The sequence below is a fragment of the Paenibacillus sp. J31P190 genome, from assembly GCF_059692075.1.
In genome coordinates this window covers 156,225-173,811 of the sequence record NZ_JCAUAS010000011.1, presented here as the reverse complement: position 1 = coordinate 173,811, position 17,587 = coordinate 156,225, and the positions used below count along the sequence as shown (strand labels likewise).

General features: G+C 44.5%; 18 protein-coding genes. 10 read left to right on the top strand and 8 right to left on the bottom strand.

From position 1 onward, the window contains the following. Positions 1-3 precede the first annotated feature (3 nt). Complete coding sequence (locus AC58U0_RS20415) at positions 4-549, bottom strand: TetR/AcrR family transcriptional regulator (protein ID WP_497380829.1); 546 nt, start codon at positions 547-549, stop codon at positions 4-6. 316 nt (positions 550-865) lie between these two features. On the opposite strand from AC58U0_RS20415, the gene AC58U0_RS20410 reads away from it, so the two are divergent. Both AC58U0_RS20410 and AC58U0_RS20405 read left to right on the top strand, forming a co-directional pair. Next, positions 866-1,846, top strand: a complete 981-nt coding sequence (locus AC58U0_RS20410) for an aldo/keto reductase (RefSeq protein ID WP_497380828.1) — start codon at positions 866-868, stop codon at positions 1,844-1,846. 336 nt (positions 1,847-2,182) lie between these two features. Then, entirely contained in the window at positions 2,183-3,682 is a 1,500-nt protein-coding gene (locus AC58U0_RS20405) for a malate:quinone oxidoreductase (RefSeq protein ID WP_497380827.1), read from the top strand. Positions 3,683-3,761: 79 nt separating this feature from the next. Here AC58U0_RS20405 and AC58U0_RS20400 read toward each other — a convergent pair whose 3' ends face one another. The 4 genes from AC58U0_RS20400 to AC58U0_RS20385 form a co-directional block, all read right to left on the bottom strand. Continuing rightward, positions 3,762-4,355 (bottom strand): NAD(P)H-dependent oxidoreductase, encoded by a 594-nt coding sequence (locus AC58U0_RS20400; RefSeq protein ID WP_497380826.1) that lies wholly within the window; start codon positions 4,353-4,355, stop codon positions 3,762-3,764. Continuing rightward, on the bottom strand, positions 4,355-4,771 hold the full coding sequence (locus AC58U0_RS20395) for an SRPBCC family protein (RefSeq protein ID WP_497380825.1): 417 nt from the start codon (positions 4,769-4,771) through the stop codon (positions 4,355-4,357). The genes AC58U0_RS20400 and AC58U0_RS20395 overlap by 1 nt, the downstream gene beginning before the upstream one ends. 65 nt (positions 4,772-4,836) lie before the next feature. Continuing rightward, complete coding sequence (locus tag AC58U0_RS20390; RefSeq protein ID WP_497380824.1) at positions 4,837-5,490, bottom strand: TetR/AcrR family transcriptional regulator; 654 nt, start codon at positions 5,488-5,490, stop codon at positions 4,837-4,839. A gap of 98 nt (positions 5,491-5,588) precedes the next feature. Beyond that, entirely contained in the window at positions 5,589-6,509 is a 921-nt protein-coding gene (locus AC58U0_RS20385) for an AraC family transcriptional regulator (protein ID WP_497380823.1), read from the bottom strand. Between the two features lie 190 nt (positions 6,510-6,699). Between AC58U0_RS20385 and AC58U0_RS20380 the strand changes: the two genes are divergently transcribed. The 3 genes from AC58U0_RS20380 to AC58U0_RS20370 all read left to right on the top strand — a co-directional run bounded on the left by AC58U0_RS20380 (position 6,700) and on the right by AC58U0_RS20370 (position 9,664). Further along, positions 6,700-7,881 carry an MFS transporter gene (locus tag AC58U0_RS20380; RefSeq protein WP_497380822.1) on the top strand — a complete coding sequence of 394 codons (1,182 nt, stop codon included), beginning with the start codon at positions 6,700-6,702 and terminating at the stop codon, positions 7,879-7,881. A gap of 71 nt (positions 7,882-7,952) precedes the next feature. Beyond that, the gene (locus tag AC58U0_RS20375; RefSeq protein ID WP_497380821.1) at positions 7,953-8,930 is read left to right on the top strand and encodes an aldo/keto reductase; all 978 of its coding nucleotides are present in this window, start codon (positions 7,953-7,955) and stop codon (positions 8,928-8,930) included. A 251-nt stretch (positions 8,931-9,181) separates the two neighbouring features. Continuing rightward, on the top strand, positions 9,182-9,664 hold the full coding sequence (locus AC58U0_RS20370; RefSeq protein ID WP_497380820.1) for a CcdC protein domain-containing protein: 483 nt from the start codon (positions 9,182-9,184) through the stop codon (positions 9,662-9,664). 82 nt (positions 9,665-9,746) lie between these two features. On the opposite strand, the gene AC58U0_RS20365 is transcribed toward AC58U0_RS20370, so the two are convergent. Together AC58U0_RS20365 and AC58U0_RS20360 are read right to left on the bottom strand one after the other, a co-directional pair. Beyond that, positions 9,747-10,259 carry a CBO0543 family protein gene (locus AC58U0_RS20365; protein ID WP_497380819.1) on the bottom strand — a complete coding sequence of 171 codons (513 nt, stop codon included), beginning with the start codon at positions 10,257-10,259 and terminating at the stop codon, positions 9,747-9,749. A gap of 124 nt (positions 10,260-10,383) precedes the next feature. After that, positions 10,384-10,956 carry a CcdC protein domain-containing protein gene (locus AC58U0_RS20360; RefSeq protein ID WP_497380818.1) on the bottom strand — a complete coding sequence of 191 codons (573 nt, stop codon included), beginning with the start codon at positions 10,954-10,956 and terminating at the stop codon, positions 10,384-10,386. A gap of 164 nt (positions 10,957-11,120) precedes the next feature. Between AC58U0_RS20360 and AC58U0_RS20355 the strand changes: the two genes are divergently transcribed. The 4 genes from AC58U0_RS20355 (at position 11,121) to AC58U0_RS20340 (ending at position 13,113) form a co-directional block, all read left to right on the top strand. Continuing rightward, positions 11,121-11,417 (top strand): hypothetical protein, encoded by a 297-nt coding sequence (locus AC58U0_RS20355; protein WP_497380817.1) that lies wholly within the window; start codon positions 11,121-11,123, stop codon positions 11,415-11,417. Then, positions 11,411-12,046, top strand: a complete 636-nt coding sequence (locus AC58U0_RS20350; protein ID WP_497380815.1) for an HAD hydrolase-like protein — start codon at positions 11,411-11,413, stop codon at positions 12,044-12,046. The genes AC58U0_RS20355 and AC58U0_RS20350 overlap by 7 nt, the downstream gene beginning before the upstream one ends. A gap of 157 nt (positions 12,047-12,203) precedes the next feature. Beyond that, positions 12,204-12,674, top strand: coding sequence for a signal peptidase II (gene lspA / locus AC58U0_RS20345; RefSeq protein ID WP_497380814.1), 471 nt, complete (start codon positions 12,204-12,206; stop codon positions 12,672-12,674). A gap of 103 nt (positions 12,675-12,777) precedes the next feature. Then, positions 12,778-13,113: a hypothetical protein gene (locus AC58U0_RS20340; protein WP_060649317.1), complete on the top strand. Its 336-nt coding sequence runs from the start codon at positions 12,778-12,780 to the stop codon at positions 13,111-13,113. A gap of 499 nt (positions 13,114-13,612) precedes the next feature. On the opposite strand, the gene AC58U0_RS20335 is transcribed toward AC58U0_RS20340, so the two are convergent. Then, positions 13,613-15,760, bottom strand: a complete 2,148-nt coding sequence (locus tag AC58U0_RS20335; RefSeq protein ID WP_497380813.1) for a DNA topoisomerase III — start codon at positions 15,758-15,760, stop codon at positions 13,613-13,615. Positions 15,761-15,962: 202 nt separating this feature from the next. On the opposite strand from AC58U0_RS20335, the gene AC58U0_RS20330 reads away from it, so the two are divergent. Continuing rightward, positions 15,963-17,570, top strand: a complete 1,608-nt coding sequence (locus AC58U0_RS20330; RefSeq protein WP_497380812.1) for a sensor domain-containing diguanylate cyclase — start codon at positions 15,963-15,965, stop codon at positions 17,568-17,570. The last annotated feature ends 17 nt before the right edge of the window (positions 17,571-17,587 follow it).

Below are 17,587 nucleotides of genomic sequence, written 5' to 3'. Positions count from 1 at the left end.
TGATTACACATTTCTATCTAACAATGTCCCCAGTTGTTCTGCCAAAACATGATGGGTGACAGGCTTTCCATTAGTAAACCACCATTCCACTACCCCTACATAAGCAGATGCAACAAACCTAACTAGAAGATCTTCATTTAACCTCTCGTTCTTACCTTTGGTCACATCGACCTCATTCGTTAATTCTTCGATAAGTAAGTCAAGAAACCGACCGCGAAAATAAGGGGCACCCTTACTCGCTAACATCATTGAAAAGAATGAATAATTACGCTCAAAGTATTCGGTCCACATCAGAGTCGCTTCGATAAAATCCAATTCGGATGCCGTTCTGCACATTTCCCTTAGAACGTTTATATGTTCTTCAATGAGTTTATCCAGCAGATCAAATTTATCCAAATAATGAAGATAGATGGTCCCGCGGCTTACATTCGCCCTGTCGGAAAGATCCTGTATCGTAATGTCATCAAAATTTTTCTCTGACATTAATTCAATAACAGCTTTTTTTAACGCTTCCTGCGTTTTGAGTATCCTTCGATCCACTTTAGCCAACTGGCGGTCACCAAGCTTTCGTAAATAATTAACAATTATTAAGTAGCTGTTCATTTCTTAACAAATCACGCTCATTTAGCAATTGCAGATGTTCTATATTTGCTTATAATTATAGACACGTGTCCATTAATATATCAAGAATTATTATTGACTTAATGTTTGTTTATTACGACCAGTAAATAATGAGAAGGAGCTATCAAAATGTCAAAGGAAAAAGAACTGACAGGTACTTTTCATTTGAGAGTGGTTTCAGAAGGGCAATAAAGAGTGCAGGGCGAGACTTCTTATATGATAAGAAAAAGGAGTGTACAAACAAATGGAATATGTGAAACTTGGAAATACAGGCTTGGATGTATCCCGTATTTGTCTTGGCTGTATGGGCTTTGGTGAAGCAGGGCGGTGGATCCATCAGTGGGTACTTGATGAAGAACGCAGTCGTCCAATCATTAAAAAAGCTTTGGAGATAGGTGTCAATTTTTTTGATACGGCGAACGTATATTCCGACGGGACAAGCGAGGAAATTGTTGGGCGGGCTCTAAAGGATTATGCTAACCGAGATGAAATTGTGCTCGCAACGAAGGTACATGGGCGCATGCATGAAGGTCCAAACGGTGCCGGACTTTCCCGAAAGTCAATCATGAGTGAAATTGATAAGAGTCTTAAGAGACTGGGAACAGATTATGTGGATCTGTACCAAATTCACCGCTGGGATTACAGTACGCCCATCGAAGAGACGATGGAAGCCTTGCATGATGTGGTGAAGGCTGGGAAGGCAAGATACATTGGTGCTTCAGCCATGTACGCATGGCAGTTTCTGAAGGCCTTACATGTAGCTGAGAAAAATGGATGGACCCGATTCGTATCGATGCAGAATCATTTGAACCTCATATACCGCGAAGAGGAAAGGGAGATGCTGCCGCTTTGTAGGGCTGAAAAAATCGGTGTGATTCCATATAGCCCGCTTGCAGGAGGAAGATTGACGCGTGATATGCAGGAAACAACACATCGTTCTGAAACCGATCAAATTGCAAAAGCGAAATACGATGCGACTGCAAATACCGATCGATTGGTCGTGGAGCGGGTTGCGGCAATCGCAGAAAAACATGGCGTTCCCCGCGTTCAAATCGCACTTGCCTGGTTGCTGCAGAAAGAACCGGTAACAGCTCCAATTATCGGTGCAACAAAAGTCTCTCATCTTGAAGATGCGGTAGCTGCTCTTTCAATTAAATTAACAACGGAAGAAGTCGCGTCGCTGGAAGAACCGTATGTCCCTCACCCAATCATTGGTTTTCAGTAATGGGAAAATGGGATTCATGAAAGAGAAATATCATTAATTGAAGATTAGTTGAGTGGCGCCCGCGAGATGATGCAAGTTGTGTTGAGCTAACCAAAACCTTAATCCATGCAAAAGCTGGGTTAAGGTCTTGGTTTTTTTGTGTTCATTGGGCCTTGTGGACGGATTTCTCACTTTTCACCAGCTTTTAAATAGCTTATAATTATCAGATAATACTATGATATGGTTATAATTGAAACAGAAAAGGTGTGTGACTAGTTCGCGCCTTGGTTTGGTATGACGCCTAAGCAGGAGCGCCTACATCCTTTCTGCAAATTTTAGGGTATAAGGATGGTAAAAATGAGCAACGGAGAAACTAAAACAGATGTCATCTTAATTGGTGCCGGAATCATGAGTGCGACTTTAGGGACACTTCTGAAAGAATTAGTACCGGAATGGGAAATTACAGTGTTTGAGAAGCTCGAAAATGCAGGAGAGGAAAGCACTAACGAATGGAATAATGCAGGAACAGGGCATGCGGCACTGTGCGAGCTTAATTACACTGTCGAAAAACCAGACGGATCTATAGATATTAGGAAAGCTATCAAAATTAATGAACAGTTTCAGCTTTCCATGCAGTTTTGGTCTTATCTTGTAAACAGCAAGCTGATACGTAATCCGCATGACTTTATCATGCCATTGCCTCATATGAGTATGGTACAAGGGGAAGAAAATGTAACGTTTTTAAAGAAACGTTTTGAGGCGATGTCAAATAATCCTCTGTTTCAAGGGATGGAATTTTCCGATGACCCTGCAAAACTAATGGAATGGATTCCGCTTATTATACAAGATCGTCCATCGAGTGAACCTATAGCGGCAACAAAAATTGACTCTGGAACAGATGTCAACTTTGGTGCTTTAACACGCATTTTGTTTGACCACTTAAAGCGTAAAAACGTCGATATCAAATACAAACATAGCGTTGATAATATGAAACGTACTAGTGACGGCTCGTGGGAGTTGAAAGTACGAAACGACAGCGGCAACGTCGAACGGCACACTGCAAAATTCGTCTTTATCGGAGGCGGGGGAGGAAGCCTGCATTTACTGCAAAAATCCGGTATTCCTGAAGGAAAACATATTGGAGGATTCCCGGTAAGCGGAATATTTATGGTATGTAATAATCCGGATGTTATTGCGCAGCATCACGCAAAAGTATACGGCAAAGCAAAAGTTGGAGCTCCTCCAATGTCTGTTCCGCATCTTGACACAAGATTTATCGACAATAAAAAATCGTTGCTATTTGGACCGTTTGCGGGCTTCTCACCAAAGTTTTTAAAAACCGGCTCCATGTTTGATTTGGTAACTTCCGTAAAACCGAATAATCTCGTAACGATGTTGTCGGCAGGCGCAAAAAACATGTCATTGACAAAATACCTGATCGAGCAAGTCATGTTATCGAAAGAAAAGCGCATGGAAGAGTTACGAGAGTTTATCCCGAACGCCAAAAGCGAGGATTGGGATTCAGTAGCAGCGGGCCAACGTGTACAAGTTATCAAAGATACGGAAGCTGGCGGCAAAGGTACGCTTCAATTTGGAACGGAAGTTATTAGTGCCGCTGATGGCTCGATTGCAGCATTACTAGGTGCTTCCCCAGGTGCTTCTACGGCTGTTCACGTTATGCTTGAGGTAATTAAAAAATGCTTCCCGCAACATGTGAAAGAGTGGGAACCGAAAATTAAAGAAATGATTCCTTCTTATGGCGTGTCTCTAATGGAAAACCCAGAGCTTCTGCACGAAATTCATACTTCAACAGCAGAGACGCTTGGTTTAAACCAAAAAGAGTTAGTCTCTAGTTAAATCTTTGGATATAGAAACAGCATAAAAAGCGCGATGTCATTTTAGCATCGCGCTTTTTGAATTTAAGATGACTCGAAAATCATAAGGGATTTGAACTAGCCTTACTCATTTCGTCGAGCATACGTTTTCGAACGATCATGGGGTTGAGATCGGGAGAGGAGATGTGTTTCACATAAAGTAAGGCACTATTTTCGATTTGGTCATCCTTCGCCTTGACCGCACCATAAAATTTATAATGCGGTAGGAAAGTCATGCCGATTTGATTGGCAAACGCTTGAAAGGGTCGGATCAGTTCGCTGATTGTATAACCAATTAAGCCACCCGACTGGTAGGACGATTCATCGCCTCCAATCGACATGGCAAGGACTAATTCTTTCCCCGCAACGGCTTTACCGCCGGCTCCGAAAAGCCAGGATGTCGTAAACACGTCATCGAGCCATTGCTTGAGTAAAGACGGCATACTGTACCATTGGATTGGAAATTGAAATACGATGCGCTCGTGCCTGGCGATGAGGTCTTGTTCATTCTCCACGTTGATTTCATAATCGGGGTATGCCTTATATAATTCTTGAACTGTAATTTGATCGGGATATCCACGCAATTCCGCCAACCAGCGTTTATTTACACGTGATTGTTCGACTTTCGGATGAGCTGCAATGACCAGAATTCTCATCAGTTTCCTCCCTTTGTTTCGGCCTCGATAGTCTCTTTCATAACCTCTGCTCCGCGATTTACACGTGCTTGAATCTCAGCAGTGAGTTGCTCAGGAAGGAAGTCGGTTATCCAGACGAGCTTGGCGCCGCTTTCGCCATGGGGAAAGACATGGAAGGATGCATGATGATGCAGCAGCGGCATGAGTCCTTCTTGTACCGCGTAAGCCATTCGACGTTCCTTTTCATCAACGGATACGATGAACTCGCGGACCATGCCGCCATTTGGCAGGATGAGTGTTCTTTCGTGACCGTCCATAAGGGTATCTTCGGTATAGCCGGGTACCAGTCGATGATGGACAGCACCTACGTCGCTCACCGCGTCCCATACCTGCTCCGGCGAGGCATCAATCAAAATCTCCTTGTAAATTGTTGGCAAATGATCACGCTCCTTGAGTTCATTATATTTTTGATTGAGAACTCAGTCAACCATAAATTGTATATTTAATCCGGCTTGAATAACGAAATTGCCGATTCGGCGATCTGTTGGAATTTTTCCCCCATTAGGCTGTTAATTTCCGCCTCCTCCAAGCCCTGAGCGGCAAGATCTTGAAGCAGCTGATCCAGATAACTCATTCCTTGTGAAATAGCTCCCCAATATTGCATGGCCATAAGGTTCACGTCTCCCTGACGGATGACACCATGCCCAATTCCTTTGTCAATCGCTTGGACCATTGGCTTGATAAAGCTCTTCATCCATTCAAAGGGCGACAATTCTCCGGGCTCATATAGATGATGCAGATCCAGGCTGATTCGCATATAAAAACGCTGGGTCTGTGGATCTTTGATCACACGCTCACAGATGAGCATGGCATAGCTTTTGAATTGCGCGAGCACGGGTGAATCCTGTTCAAAATACACGGTTGTGTAGTGAAGGGACTGGTCCATCATGGTTTCGTAAAGCTCCCGAAAAAGCATCTTTTTATTCTTGAAGTAGTAATATACCAGACCATGTGCAAGACCCGCCTGATCTGCAACATCGCTCAATGTCGTAGCCGAATAGCCCTTTGCCACATAGACGTGAACGGCCGCATGTAAAATCTCTTGCTTACGTTGCTCACGAATAAACTCGTTCTGTTTCTTTGTACGGGGAGACATGTCATCACACCTTGTTTTGATTTTTTATTAAAAGTATACGTTACAGCGATCAAGATGGAAAACGCAAGAAATGATCACTACATCGTATGGCATTTGGATCATCTTACGTTTAGTCCTCGGTCATATTTTTCCTTCAGACGCTTTATGTCTGCTCTGGGAGGAGAACCAAACATACGAGAATATTCGCGGCTGAATTGGGATGCACTTTCATAGCCTACCCGGAATGCGACATCAGCGGCATCCGCTGACTCGGATAATAATAGGCGCCGAGCTTCCTGCAATCGTAATTGTTTTTGAAACTGAATTGGGCTCATAGCTGTTACCTCTTTGAAGTGTCTATGAAATGAAGAAATACTCATATTAGCTATTTCTGCAAGCTCTTCAATTCGCAAAGGCTTATCACAGTCATTGATAATTTGTTCGATAGCGTCCCTGATTCGATAGGTGCTGCTTCCTTCCATTGCGATTTGCGCAAGCGCAACTCCATACTGCCCTTGCAGAAGCCTGTATAGAATTTCCCTTGTGTAGACGGGAGCAAGGAACGGAATGTCTTTAGGATTGTCTAGCAAACGAGCTAATCTGATTATCGCATCTAGTATAGGCAACTCTATCTGACCGACAAACATAGCTCGCTTAGCATTTTCTTTCGGGGCGATTTGAATTTCGGAGTTATTTAAAACCTCTAAAATTTGACTTTGTGTAAATTCAAGTTTGAAACTCAAATACGGAACGTCAAGAGAGGCTTTTATGACTTGGCCGATCACCGGCAAGTTCATGGATGAAATAAGGTAGTCAGCAGGACCATACTCAAAACGCTCCTGTGCCAGCAATATCTCTTTTGAACCTTGAGCTATAAAACATAAGGAAGGCTTGTAAACTCTGTAGACGGGCTCAGTCACTTTAGAGTTGTGAATAAAAAATAAAGATGGGATAGCAGTCAGGTAAACTCCGTCATGTCCCGAGTGACGCTCAATCAGTTTGGCAAGCTCATTCTGCTGTTTTATTATTTCCTCAGACATAAGCTCCTCCTCGTAGTTTTTTTATCTTTTTCAATTATAAAGCATATACGTCTAAAGCGTTAGTGATAGTGAGAGGATTAGGCAATCATTTAAGACAAATGAGATAACGGTCTTTTTTTCATTTATTGCATAATTAGGTTACGTCATTTAACACACAAGAGTTCTTGATAGAACTTGAGGAGGAATGAAGGTGGAACGCATATGGACGAAGCCGTTTATTTTCATGACGGTAGGGATGTTTTTCCTATTCACAGGATTTTATTCGCTGTATCCGACGCTGCCGCTGTTCATCAAACAGATGGGCGGCAACGAAGCGCAGGTTGGTCTGGCGGCGGGCGCGTTTATGCTGTCTGCCGTTATTTTTCGGCCGATTGTCGGCGTGCTGCTGGACCGGTTTGGCAGGCGTCCGTTTATCATCTGGGGGCTGCTGCTCTTCACCTTGGCGATGTATATGTATGACTGGATCGGCGGAATCGTCGTTTTGATGGGGCTCAGAATATTGCACGGGATGAGCTGGGCCGTTTCCACAACCGCCGTTTACACGGCGATTGGCGATATGATCCCATCGGCCCGCCGCGGAGAAGGCTTGGGGTGGTTTGGCACGGCCACGACGATGGCGATGGCGGTCGGCCCGATATTCGGTATCTGGGTTACACAGAACCTGTCGTACCACGCTTTGTTTCTATTCGCCGTCGTCCTCTCTGCCGCAGCGCTGCTCTTGACGTTTGGTGCAAAAATGCCTTTCCGGCCGAAATCTGGTACAAGGAGAATCGATTTTTTTGAAAAATCGGTCTTGCCAGTCACGGCATCGGGCTTTTTTCATGCTATCGCTTATGGCGGCATTACCACCTTTGTCCCACTGTTCGCTAATTCGATCAAGGTCAATCCCGGCGCGTTCTTTCTGGCCTATGCCGCAACGCTTGCCCTGATCCGTCCCATTGCGGGAAAACTTTCGGACCGGCACGGCGAGACGTTTGTCATTGTACCTGCCCTTGTGATTACGATTTCGGCTTTGATTACCTTGAGCTTTTCGACCGGATTGTTCGGCGTGCTCGTTTCGGCGGTTCTGTACGGTATCGGTTTCGGTTCCGTGAATCCGGCTCTTCAAGCGGCAACGATACGTCTTGCGCACCCGGACCGTAAAGGGGTTGCCACGGCTTCTCTCTTGACTTCTACTGACCTTGGCATCGGGCTAGGTGCGATCATGCTAGGCTGGGTCTCTCAGTATACGAGCTACCAGCTAGTGTTTACGGTCAGCGCCGTGTCGGTCTCGTTTTCCTTGTTGCTGTTTACTTTCTTTGTAAAACGTTTGTTGAAAAACAATGGGCTTCGTCCTCTGAACACCGGTTCTCTTCCCTCCGAAGCCAATTAACGCAGCTCCGCTGCGGCTTGCATTCTTTTACTAGTGAAAAAAATATTAAAACTTAGGAGTGTATTGATTATATGGAGTATGTAAAACTTGGCCGCACCGGTTTAGATGTTTCACGAATATGCCTTGGTTGTATGAGTTATGGGGTACCCGAACGCGGAATCGCTCCATGGTCGCTGAATGAAGAGGAAAGCAGGCCATTCATAAAAAAAGCGCTAGAATTAGGCATTAACTTCTTCGATACTGCGAATGTATACTCTGACGGAACAAGCGAGGAAATTGTCGGACGTGCATTGAAGGAATTCGCCCGTCGTGATGAGGTTGTCATTGCGACAAAAGTATACTTCCGCATGCGTCCGGGTCCGAATGGTGCGGGACTTTCCCGCAAGGCAATCATCAGCGAAATTGATAACAGCCTAAGACGGTTGGGTACGGATTACGTCGATTTATACCAGATCCACCGCTTCGATAACACTACGCCTATAGAAGAGACGATGGAGGCACTCCATGACGTAGTAAAGGCAGGCAAGGCAAGGTATATAGGAGCATCCTCGATGTATGCTTGGCAGTTCTTGAAAGCGCAGCATGTCGCCGAACGCAACGGTTGGACCCGGTTTGTCTCCATGCAGAATTTATTGAATTTACTGTATAGGGAAGAAGAGAGGGAGATGCTGCCGCTGTGCCGCTCAGAGGGAATCGGTGTCATTCCATGGAGTCCGCTTGCTAAAGGTCGGTTAACCCGAGATTGGGATGAAAAGAGTGCCCGATCAGAGATAGACGAAGCCGGACAAAGACTAGTTGCTGCAATGGTAGACGCCGACCGCAAGATCGTGGAGAGAGTTGCCGAAGTTGCCGCTAAGCGGGGCATTCCTCGCGCACAAATCGCGCTTGCGTGGGTACTGCAAAAGGAGCAGGTAACGGCGCCGATCGTTGGCGCAACAAAGCTTAATCATCTGGAGGATGCAGTTGCTGCGTTGTCGGTGAAGCTGGATTCCAAAGAAATTACGAGCCTAGAAGAGCCATATGTACCGCACCAGATATATGGCAATTAAAACTAGATACTTCTTCACAAAAAAGGATTCGTTGCGTAAATACTTGATACAAGTAAAAAAAGCGTAAAAGATTTGGAACAGGTCATAGAAGAAATTATGAACAATAAACAATTCAGAATGGTATGAGCTCCTAGGGTCGAATAACGAATATGACAATTGTCACCTCGATCCGGTGACTTGATTCACTTTTGAAACACTCTCTAAAAGGTGATAATAAGACTATAAAATCCTTTAAGGGAGTGTTCATTACTATGAATTCAACAGTATCGATGATGATTTCGGCTTTGATTTTCTTTTTTATCTTGCGTGGACAATTAAGTGGCATGCGTAAGCCGCTAAAAAAATCAGGAGTAACGTTACTGTTGCCTATCCTATACATTTCTACTTCACTTATGCAATTGTTCGATCCATCGCTGCATATTCGTGAAGAGCAAGTCATCGTTGCTTTGTTGATTGGTATGATTGTTTCGATTCCGCTTATCTTGACGACCAACTTTGAAGTTCGAGACAATGGCAGCACGTTTATTAAGCGTAACAAAACGGTTTTTGTACTGCTGATCGTGATCTTTGCACTGCGTTTCCTCGCAATTGCGACTATAAAATCAATCGATCCAAGCACACTTAGCTTTATGTGCAACCTGGTGACCTTTGGCTACATCGCGACTTGGCGGATCATTAGTTTTATTAAATTCAAAGGTGTCAGCTCTTCGAAGCAAGCTGCGCTGAATATATAACACAACAATGGGAATAAGCTCTTCACCTTTTGGGTGAGAGCTTATTTTGTTTCTAGGGAATCTTAAGACCGGAGGGCGAGGTTCATTTCATTTTATCAAAACCGACATGAAAAATAATCATCAATAATCCGGTATAGGGTACCGACATGAGCAAACCGAATACCGGTTTGCGATAATGAATACGCAGCATGATAAACATGATCATATCGAAAAGTGACGACCAAAGCAGGTTCCAACCGTTATGATACGTGATTGATCCGCATTTCACAGATACAAATTCAAGCAAAACAAAAATACCGGTGAAAAAGATGATGTAATAAGCCTGGGAAAGGAGTTTACGATTTTGCGGGTAGTTCGATAGGTATACCCAAGTCGATACAGGCATGCCAATCAGAATAAGCAATAGGATTGGAATCGTTGCAATAGGAAGACCATTCGGCTCCATTTGCCAAAGTTGATATTGATAACAGATCAACTCATAGAGACTATTACTCAACGCAGCAAAGAGGAGTGTTGGGTAGTACTTCTCCCACTTTCGGTCCGCAAACCGAATAGCTGCTAGCAACCATAAAACCGAGTATAAAATCGCAACCAAGGGATTTCGAACTCCTTTGTTTATGTTAAGTCCTTATTATTCCATTTTCTCCATTAATCATACAAAAGCAGTCCAAAGCTAGATTTTCTAGTTTTGGACTGCTCTTTGTTTTCTTTTGAAGTTATTACTTAACCACATTAACATTAGCTTGTGAACTCGCAAGATCACTTGAATCATCTGAGACTAAAGGAGCTGGACCCAATTTGGCCTCTTCGCGAAGGAGATAGCTGAAAAATAAGATGTAGTAAGACACGATGATGAAGAAGACACCTGCGGTCAGTGGGTCTTTGGTAAATTGAGTTGGATCTACCGGATTCATGTTTGTCGAGTTGGTTGAAAGACTGATAAAGGCCAAGCGATAGACGATCCGGCCAAGAAATAGCACCAGAACCGTAATTTCGACCCATAAATGAGTGCGATAGTACCATCCGTCTGGACGATGTTCGAAAAGGGTATGGCGAATAGCGGTGAGTCCGAGTGCGATACCTGCCGCTAGGCCGATTACATAGCCAATGAAATGGATGGGATGAACAAAGCCTAGCAGGAAAATGATGGCCCCGAGGATACTAAAAAGAGTGAGGCGGAATTTAAGTCTGCCCGGGGATAACTTTTGAAAACCAATCGTGCGCTTCACTCTTCGGTAAATAAAAAAGCCAATGAATAGGAAAGGAATGGCATAATGCATCCAGTTTTGCATGAGAGCTCCTCCAAGAGAATCGTAGTTTTTTCTTATTGTAACAAATATAGGCAGTTTGTTAGATAAAAAATTTTATTCCGTTTACAAAAAACTGTCATACACTTAATAGTAGCGCTATAAACTTACTATTACACACAAAAAGTGCCGCAAGGAGTTGACAGTCAATGGCTCTAATCACCCATGTTAATGTATGTAATACAGAGAATGAAATTTACTGCTGTCTTCGTAATAAAATTGTGAAGCTTGACGATCAACAGAAAGAGCAATTTTGCACGGGATGTAAAATGTTTGCCGGTGATGCTGATGACCATGGAACGGGTGTATCCTGTGTATGGGAAGATGTACGTGTCGTTAGCAATCCTCATATCGCTCTAGACCCGCTTGAGGAGTTTATTCATAATCAAATCCGCCAAGTGCCGCCCGAGGGTCCGGCCTTATTTCTATATTCAACAGAATGGTAAAACACATCCTCTTTGATTTTGATGGGACACTGGTCGATTCTAGAGCATTGCTTGTTAAGCTTTATAATGAAATGGCCGTGCAGTATCAATTTCGCAGGATTCGCGATCAAGATCTCGCGCTTCTGAGATCACTTTCGATCACTGAGCGGGTGGATCGCTTAGGTGTTCCGGTACTCCAAATTCCCAAGCTAGTAACGGCTGGAAGACAGCTCTATCAGAACAATATTCGTACGCTGCACATTGTACCTGGGATGAAAGAGGTTATTGCTAGAATTTCCTCACAAGGGATGAAAAGCTCCATACTCTCTTCCAATTCCGAGGTGAATATTCGTCAGATTCTTAAAAATAATAAGCTGGATGGCGCATTCAAGGAAATCATTTCGGCTAAGCATATATTTGGCAAGCATCATTCCATTCGCAAAGTGATGAAACAATGGGGGACTCCCCCCTCGCGGATGGTCTATGTTGGAGATGAATTAAGGGATATCGAGGCTTGCAGGAAACTAGGCGTTCCCATAGTTGCTGTTACATGGGGCTATGATTCTCAGCATTTACTGCTCAGTGGAAAGCCTGATTACTTGGTAAACTCTCCGGGAGAGCTGCTAAAAACACTTCTGTCCTTAACCTGATAGGATGGTAAAAGAGGGAGCAAATAGCTATCACAGACTGAGTCTGAGGTAGTTATTTGTGTTTGCTTTTTGTAAGTGCTGTTGCAACATTCGCAGTCGAGCGGTGTCATCATGTAAAATAGATCTATGAAGTGATATTTTCTGGAGGAGGCGTCTGATGTTATTTTATCTCATCATATTGGTCGTGACAGCCATGGATCAAATTACGAAGGTATGGATTCGGTCTATCCTAAAAGTAGGCGAATCGATGCCGTTTTATAAAGACATCATTTCGTTTACGCATTATCAAAATAGTGGAGCAGCAGGCAGTTCGCTGCAGGGCTCAGCTCGTTATTTAGGAATTCTTGCTGTTGTGATTATTGCAGTTATTTTGTATTACCGGAAAAAAGGAAGCATTCAAGGATTCTTCAAAGAGTGTGGTGCCGCATTTTTCGTAGGCGGGGCTATCGGGAATGGAATCGAACGATTATTATTTGGCAAAGTGACCGATTTCATCGTGTTTCGCTCTGGCCATGGTGTGATGAATTTGGCTGACTTAGCCATTAATTTGGGTGTGGTGTTTTTTGTACTGGATATGTTTCTCTCTTACAGGCATAAGTTGCTGCCAAAAGAGAAAAAATTTCAATAAACATAGGTATATTAAACTATATAGGTAGATCAAAAGTACCATTTATGATATCCTTCAAGTAGACGGTTTTGATCGAGAAGACGTTAAACTGGAGGATGGTCACATGAGGCCGGATAAACAGATATTGATTGATGAATTTTTTGCAATGATTCGAAAATTGACGCGTACGGGTGCAGATATCATGTTAGTAAGGGATTTTTTCTGGAAAGCTTCCGAAATCCGTTCATTTATCCCTCCAACGGTAGAATTCATGACAGTTCTTAAAACGTACAACGCAGTCTTGTTTCATGAATTCCGAAAATCACTTGTCCCCAATACAAGTATGCATATGCTAGCGAATGTCCACATGGAAGCGGGAGAAGCGCTCATTAGTTTGGGAATTACGAGTTTGGAGCAGCTTCAACTAGCGGTAAAAGGAACAGTAGCTGTGAGTAGTTAAGAAAGTTAAACCAAGCGATGACGCCAGTCTCGCTTGGTTTTTTTGTTTGGAGAGGGAGAGGCTGGGTAATCTATCCTGCAGCAAGTGCAGCTAATCATCATTTTCGCCTATATGGAGGTTTATGGGGCTGTCCTAGAAATGATAAATACATTAGAGGGGCAGCCTCTTCATGGATACAGCATCCATCTACTAATGGTAGAATGATAGGCTTCCACTAAAGGGAACGTAGAGACGTTATTTACGTGCAATATGATCTAATTCAAGCAAATGAGGAACGTAGAGACGCTATTTCGTTGTAATTAGCTTCGAATAGCTCAAATTTCAAGGAATAACGCTCTCACGTTCCGCTACTTCAATTTTTCGCTCATTTCATCCACTTTAGCGGCTTGTCGTTCCGTAAAGAACAGCGGTGACTAAAAGGACCTCCCCTTATTGGCGGAAGTCCTCATGGTTACGAGTAACCATCTTCAAGGTAGATACCTCATTGGTTACACGCACGCTATTCGTCTTTCTTCTGCTGCAGCGCAGCCATCAATTTGTCAGCAAGCGAGTTGCCCAGCTGGGTTTGATCGGAAAACTTCTCGATTAGCTGACGGTTCGCTTTGGCAGAGGCGCGACGGCCACCGCCGGTTGATTCGTTGTCTATTTTCTCCACGACGTTGCAAGGACGGCATTGGAAATACTTGCCGGATTTGCCGGTGTGGATTTCCATTTTCTTGTGACACTGCGGGCATCGGTGGTTGGTCAGTTGTCCGTCAGCTTCGCGCTTATAGGAGCATTCGCGGCTGGAGCAAACGAGATAACGGCCTCGTTTTCCCTTTACCTCTTGAAGAAATTCCCCGCAATCCGGGCATTTGCTGCCCGTTAAGTTATGCGGTTTATAGGCGGCAGAGCTTTTCTTGACCTCATCTACCAGCTCGGCTGCTTTTTTGCGAATGCCGCTTAGGAATTGCTCCATACTGCCTTTGCCTTTGGAAATGCGTTCTAGCTCCAGCTCCCAGCGGGCTGTAAGCTCAGGAGAACGCAGCTCCTCCGAAGCGAGTTCTATGAGCTGAGTGCCTTTGCCAGTCGGAACGAGTAATGAGCCTTGGCGCTCAATGGTGTCGGAAGACACAAGCTTTTCAATAATGTCAGCGCGTGTAGCGGGTGTGCCAAGGCCCCATTTTTCCATTTGAGAAAGCAAGGAGGCCTCGTTGTATCTAGCCGGCGGTTTCGTCTGACGGCTTAATTGACGGGCGTTACGTACGGTTACGGCGTCTCTTTCGGCAGCTTGGGGCAGCAGCTGGGCAGAGTCTTCATCAGACTCGGCTTCTTCCCGATCGGGATCAGTGAAATCAGTGGCTCCGTACACGTCTTTCCAACCTGCTTCTTTAACCACTTTACCTGATGCATACAGCTTCTCTCCGGCTATTTCCACAGTCAGCTTGGTTTCATCATAGCGGCAGGGACCGCAGAACAAGGCTAGGAATCTCCGCAAAATGAGATCATAGAGCCGGCGTTCATCAGCGCTTAAGGTGGCGAGCGAGATGGCTTCACCGGTTGGAATAATCGCATGGTGGTCGCTTACCTTGGTATCGTCGACAATGCGTTTCGTAATTGTTAATGGTTTGCGTATAAAAGGAGCCGCAAGCGCAGCATAGGGGCCAATAGCTGCGCCCTTGAGTCTGCCAAGCAGGGTCGGCACCATGTCCGAGGTCAAGTAGCGTGAATCGGTACGCGGATAGGTGACCAACTTGTACTGCTCATATAATCTTTGCAGCACATTCGAAGTCTGCTTGGCTGAAAAGCCAAATTTGCGGTTGGCATCGCGCTGCAATTCAGTTAGGTCATAAGCAAGCGGATGCGGAATCTGCTTCTCGGTTTTTTGCACGTGCAGGATTTTGCCGCTCTGGCCCTGCAGCTTCGCTTTTAAGGCATCTGCGCGCTCGCGGTCAAAAATGCGCGTATCGCCTGTTTTGGGGTCTCGCCACACCGCGCGGAAAGAGCCCAGATCGGCTTCGATTAACCAATAGTCGACGGACCGGAAATCCCTGATTTCCGCCTCGCGGTTGATCATCATAGCCAGCGTAGGCGTCTGCACACGCCCAGCCGACAAGGACGCGCCGAACTTGCTGGTCAGCGCGCGGGTCACATTCAGGCCGATCAGCCAATCGGCCTCGGAACGGCAGACGGCTGCTTGATACAGCCGGTTGTAGTCCGTGCCCGGCTTCAGCTGCGCGAAGCCTTCGCGAATTGCCTGATCCGTCTGCGACGAGATCCAAAGCCGTTTGAACGGCTTCTTCCAGCGGATCAGCTCCATAATCCAGCGCGCGACGAGCTCGCCTTCGCGCCCCGCATCCGTGGCAATGACCAGCTCTGCAAGGTCACCCCGGCGGCTGAGCTGCTCGATCGCACGGTACTGCTGCGATGTTTCCTTCATCACCTTAAGCTTCATGCGATCAGGGATGATGGGGAGATCTTCCAGGTTCCAGGTTTTGTACTTAGGATCGTAATCATCGGGCTCGGCAAGGGTAACGAGATGGCCAAGTGCCCAAGTAACGACATATTTGGCACCTTCGTAATGGTGTTTTTGCTTTTGGTTGCAGCCAAGGACGCGGGCAATTTCTTTGGCTACGCTTGGTTTTTCGGTAAGTACAATAATTTTCATAGGGAAAATGACCTCATTTCTGCTTACAAATTAGCATAAGCGAAAAAAGCATGCTTTTCAATGCACGGAAGCTCGGAACTGAAGCTCAAATCAATTCGGATAAGAGCTTTTTTATGTTAAAAAAAAGGAGAAAATTGTCTGTTCTTGTCCTAATATAAGGGTATAATGATGAAATAAGGGATGAAGAGGAGCAAACATCTTAATGAGACCCATGTTTTCTTATTTTACTAATCAAACGATAAAAATGAGGTTTCAATTATGGATCGTTGTTGTCATAGTGACACTAACGTTTTCAATTATTGTCCCTTTTTATTTTATAGAGAAGAAAGATCGCTTAGATGAAGCTGAGAATCAGTTAAAGCAAGTCATCACCTTGCAAAGTCTATATATCGAAAGATGGAATAAGGAAAAACTGGATACAATTAAACGCTTCGCCGTATCCGACCATGCAAAATTTCATGAAATAGGCGAGTTGAAAAGAGAATTTCAAGATTATTCACGTGTGAATTCTGAGTTCTTGTCGATAACTTACGTGGAGAAAGACGGGTATATTCGTTCGGAGGCAGATCCAGCTATTTCGTATTATGTTGGAGATAGGGAGTATTTTAAACAAGCGCTTGAGAAGAAAAGCTTTATCTCTGGCGTTATTATATCCAAAGATGCTGGAAAACCCATCATAACGTTCTCAGCCCCCGTGCTTGGCGACCATAATGATTTCAAAGGTGCTGTGCTGGGAATAGTCACACTGGAAATGCTGAATGGTTTAATGAAGCAGCTAAGTTTTGGTGAAACAGGGGAAGTCTATGTGTTGGATTCGGATGGGTATATTGTCACTGCCTCAAGTGATATAAGAAAAAGCGGAGAATTCGTCGATGTCCCGATGAAAACTGAAATTGTGCAAAGAGCCAAGACAGGGAGCATTTCAAATGATTCTTACATCGGATTTCGCGGTGAAAGGGTATATGGTCAGTACAAATGGTCTACGGGAAAAAGCTGGATTGTCGTAGGTGAGATCACACAGAGAGAAGTGTTTCAGAAATTAAATCAATTAAGCATTGCGATTATTATCATTGCATTTATTGCACTTATTCTCAGTATCGGTGCTGCCGTTACGATTGCATCTAGAATGGAGAGGCCGATTCGATACTTGCTTCGCGGTACCAAAATCATTCAGAACGGGAACTATGATTACCAGATTGATGCGGATAAAATTCGAATGGCTCCGATTGAATTACGACAGTTGGTCAATACATTCAACCTCATGTCTAACAAGCTCAAAGCGAATATTTCTTTATTGGAGCATTCCGCATTGGTAGATCAATTGACAGAGATTCATAATCGCCGTTATATGATGCAAGAAGGCAATAAACAGCTTCAAGCCTGTATTGGTGCTGGGAAAATGTGTTCCGTCATGATGCTTGATATTGACCATTTTAAGAAAATCAATGATAGCTATGGGCATTTGGTGGGTGATCGCGTCCTACATCACGTTGCTTCTATACTACAGCGGCATTCGGGAACAGATACGATTGTTGCACGCTATGGAGGCGAAGAGTTTATCCTGCTTGCTCTGCGTAAAAATGCACAAGAAAGTGTAAGCTTGGCAGAGGATCTGAGAATACAAATCATGGAAGAACCCTATTTGGATGAGCAGGTAACCGTACATCTTACAGCTAGCATAGGCATAGCAGAATATTCTCCTACACTGGAGTTCGGTACGATGGTGCTTGAAGATATGGTTTCCAGAGCAGATCATGCCCTCTATCGCGCGAAATCGGGTGGAAGAAACAGAGTAGAACTAGATCGATGATGGGTATTGATCTAGTT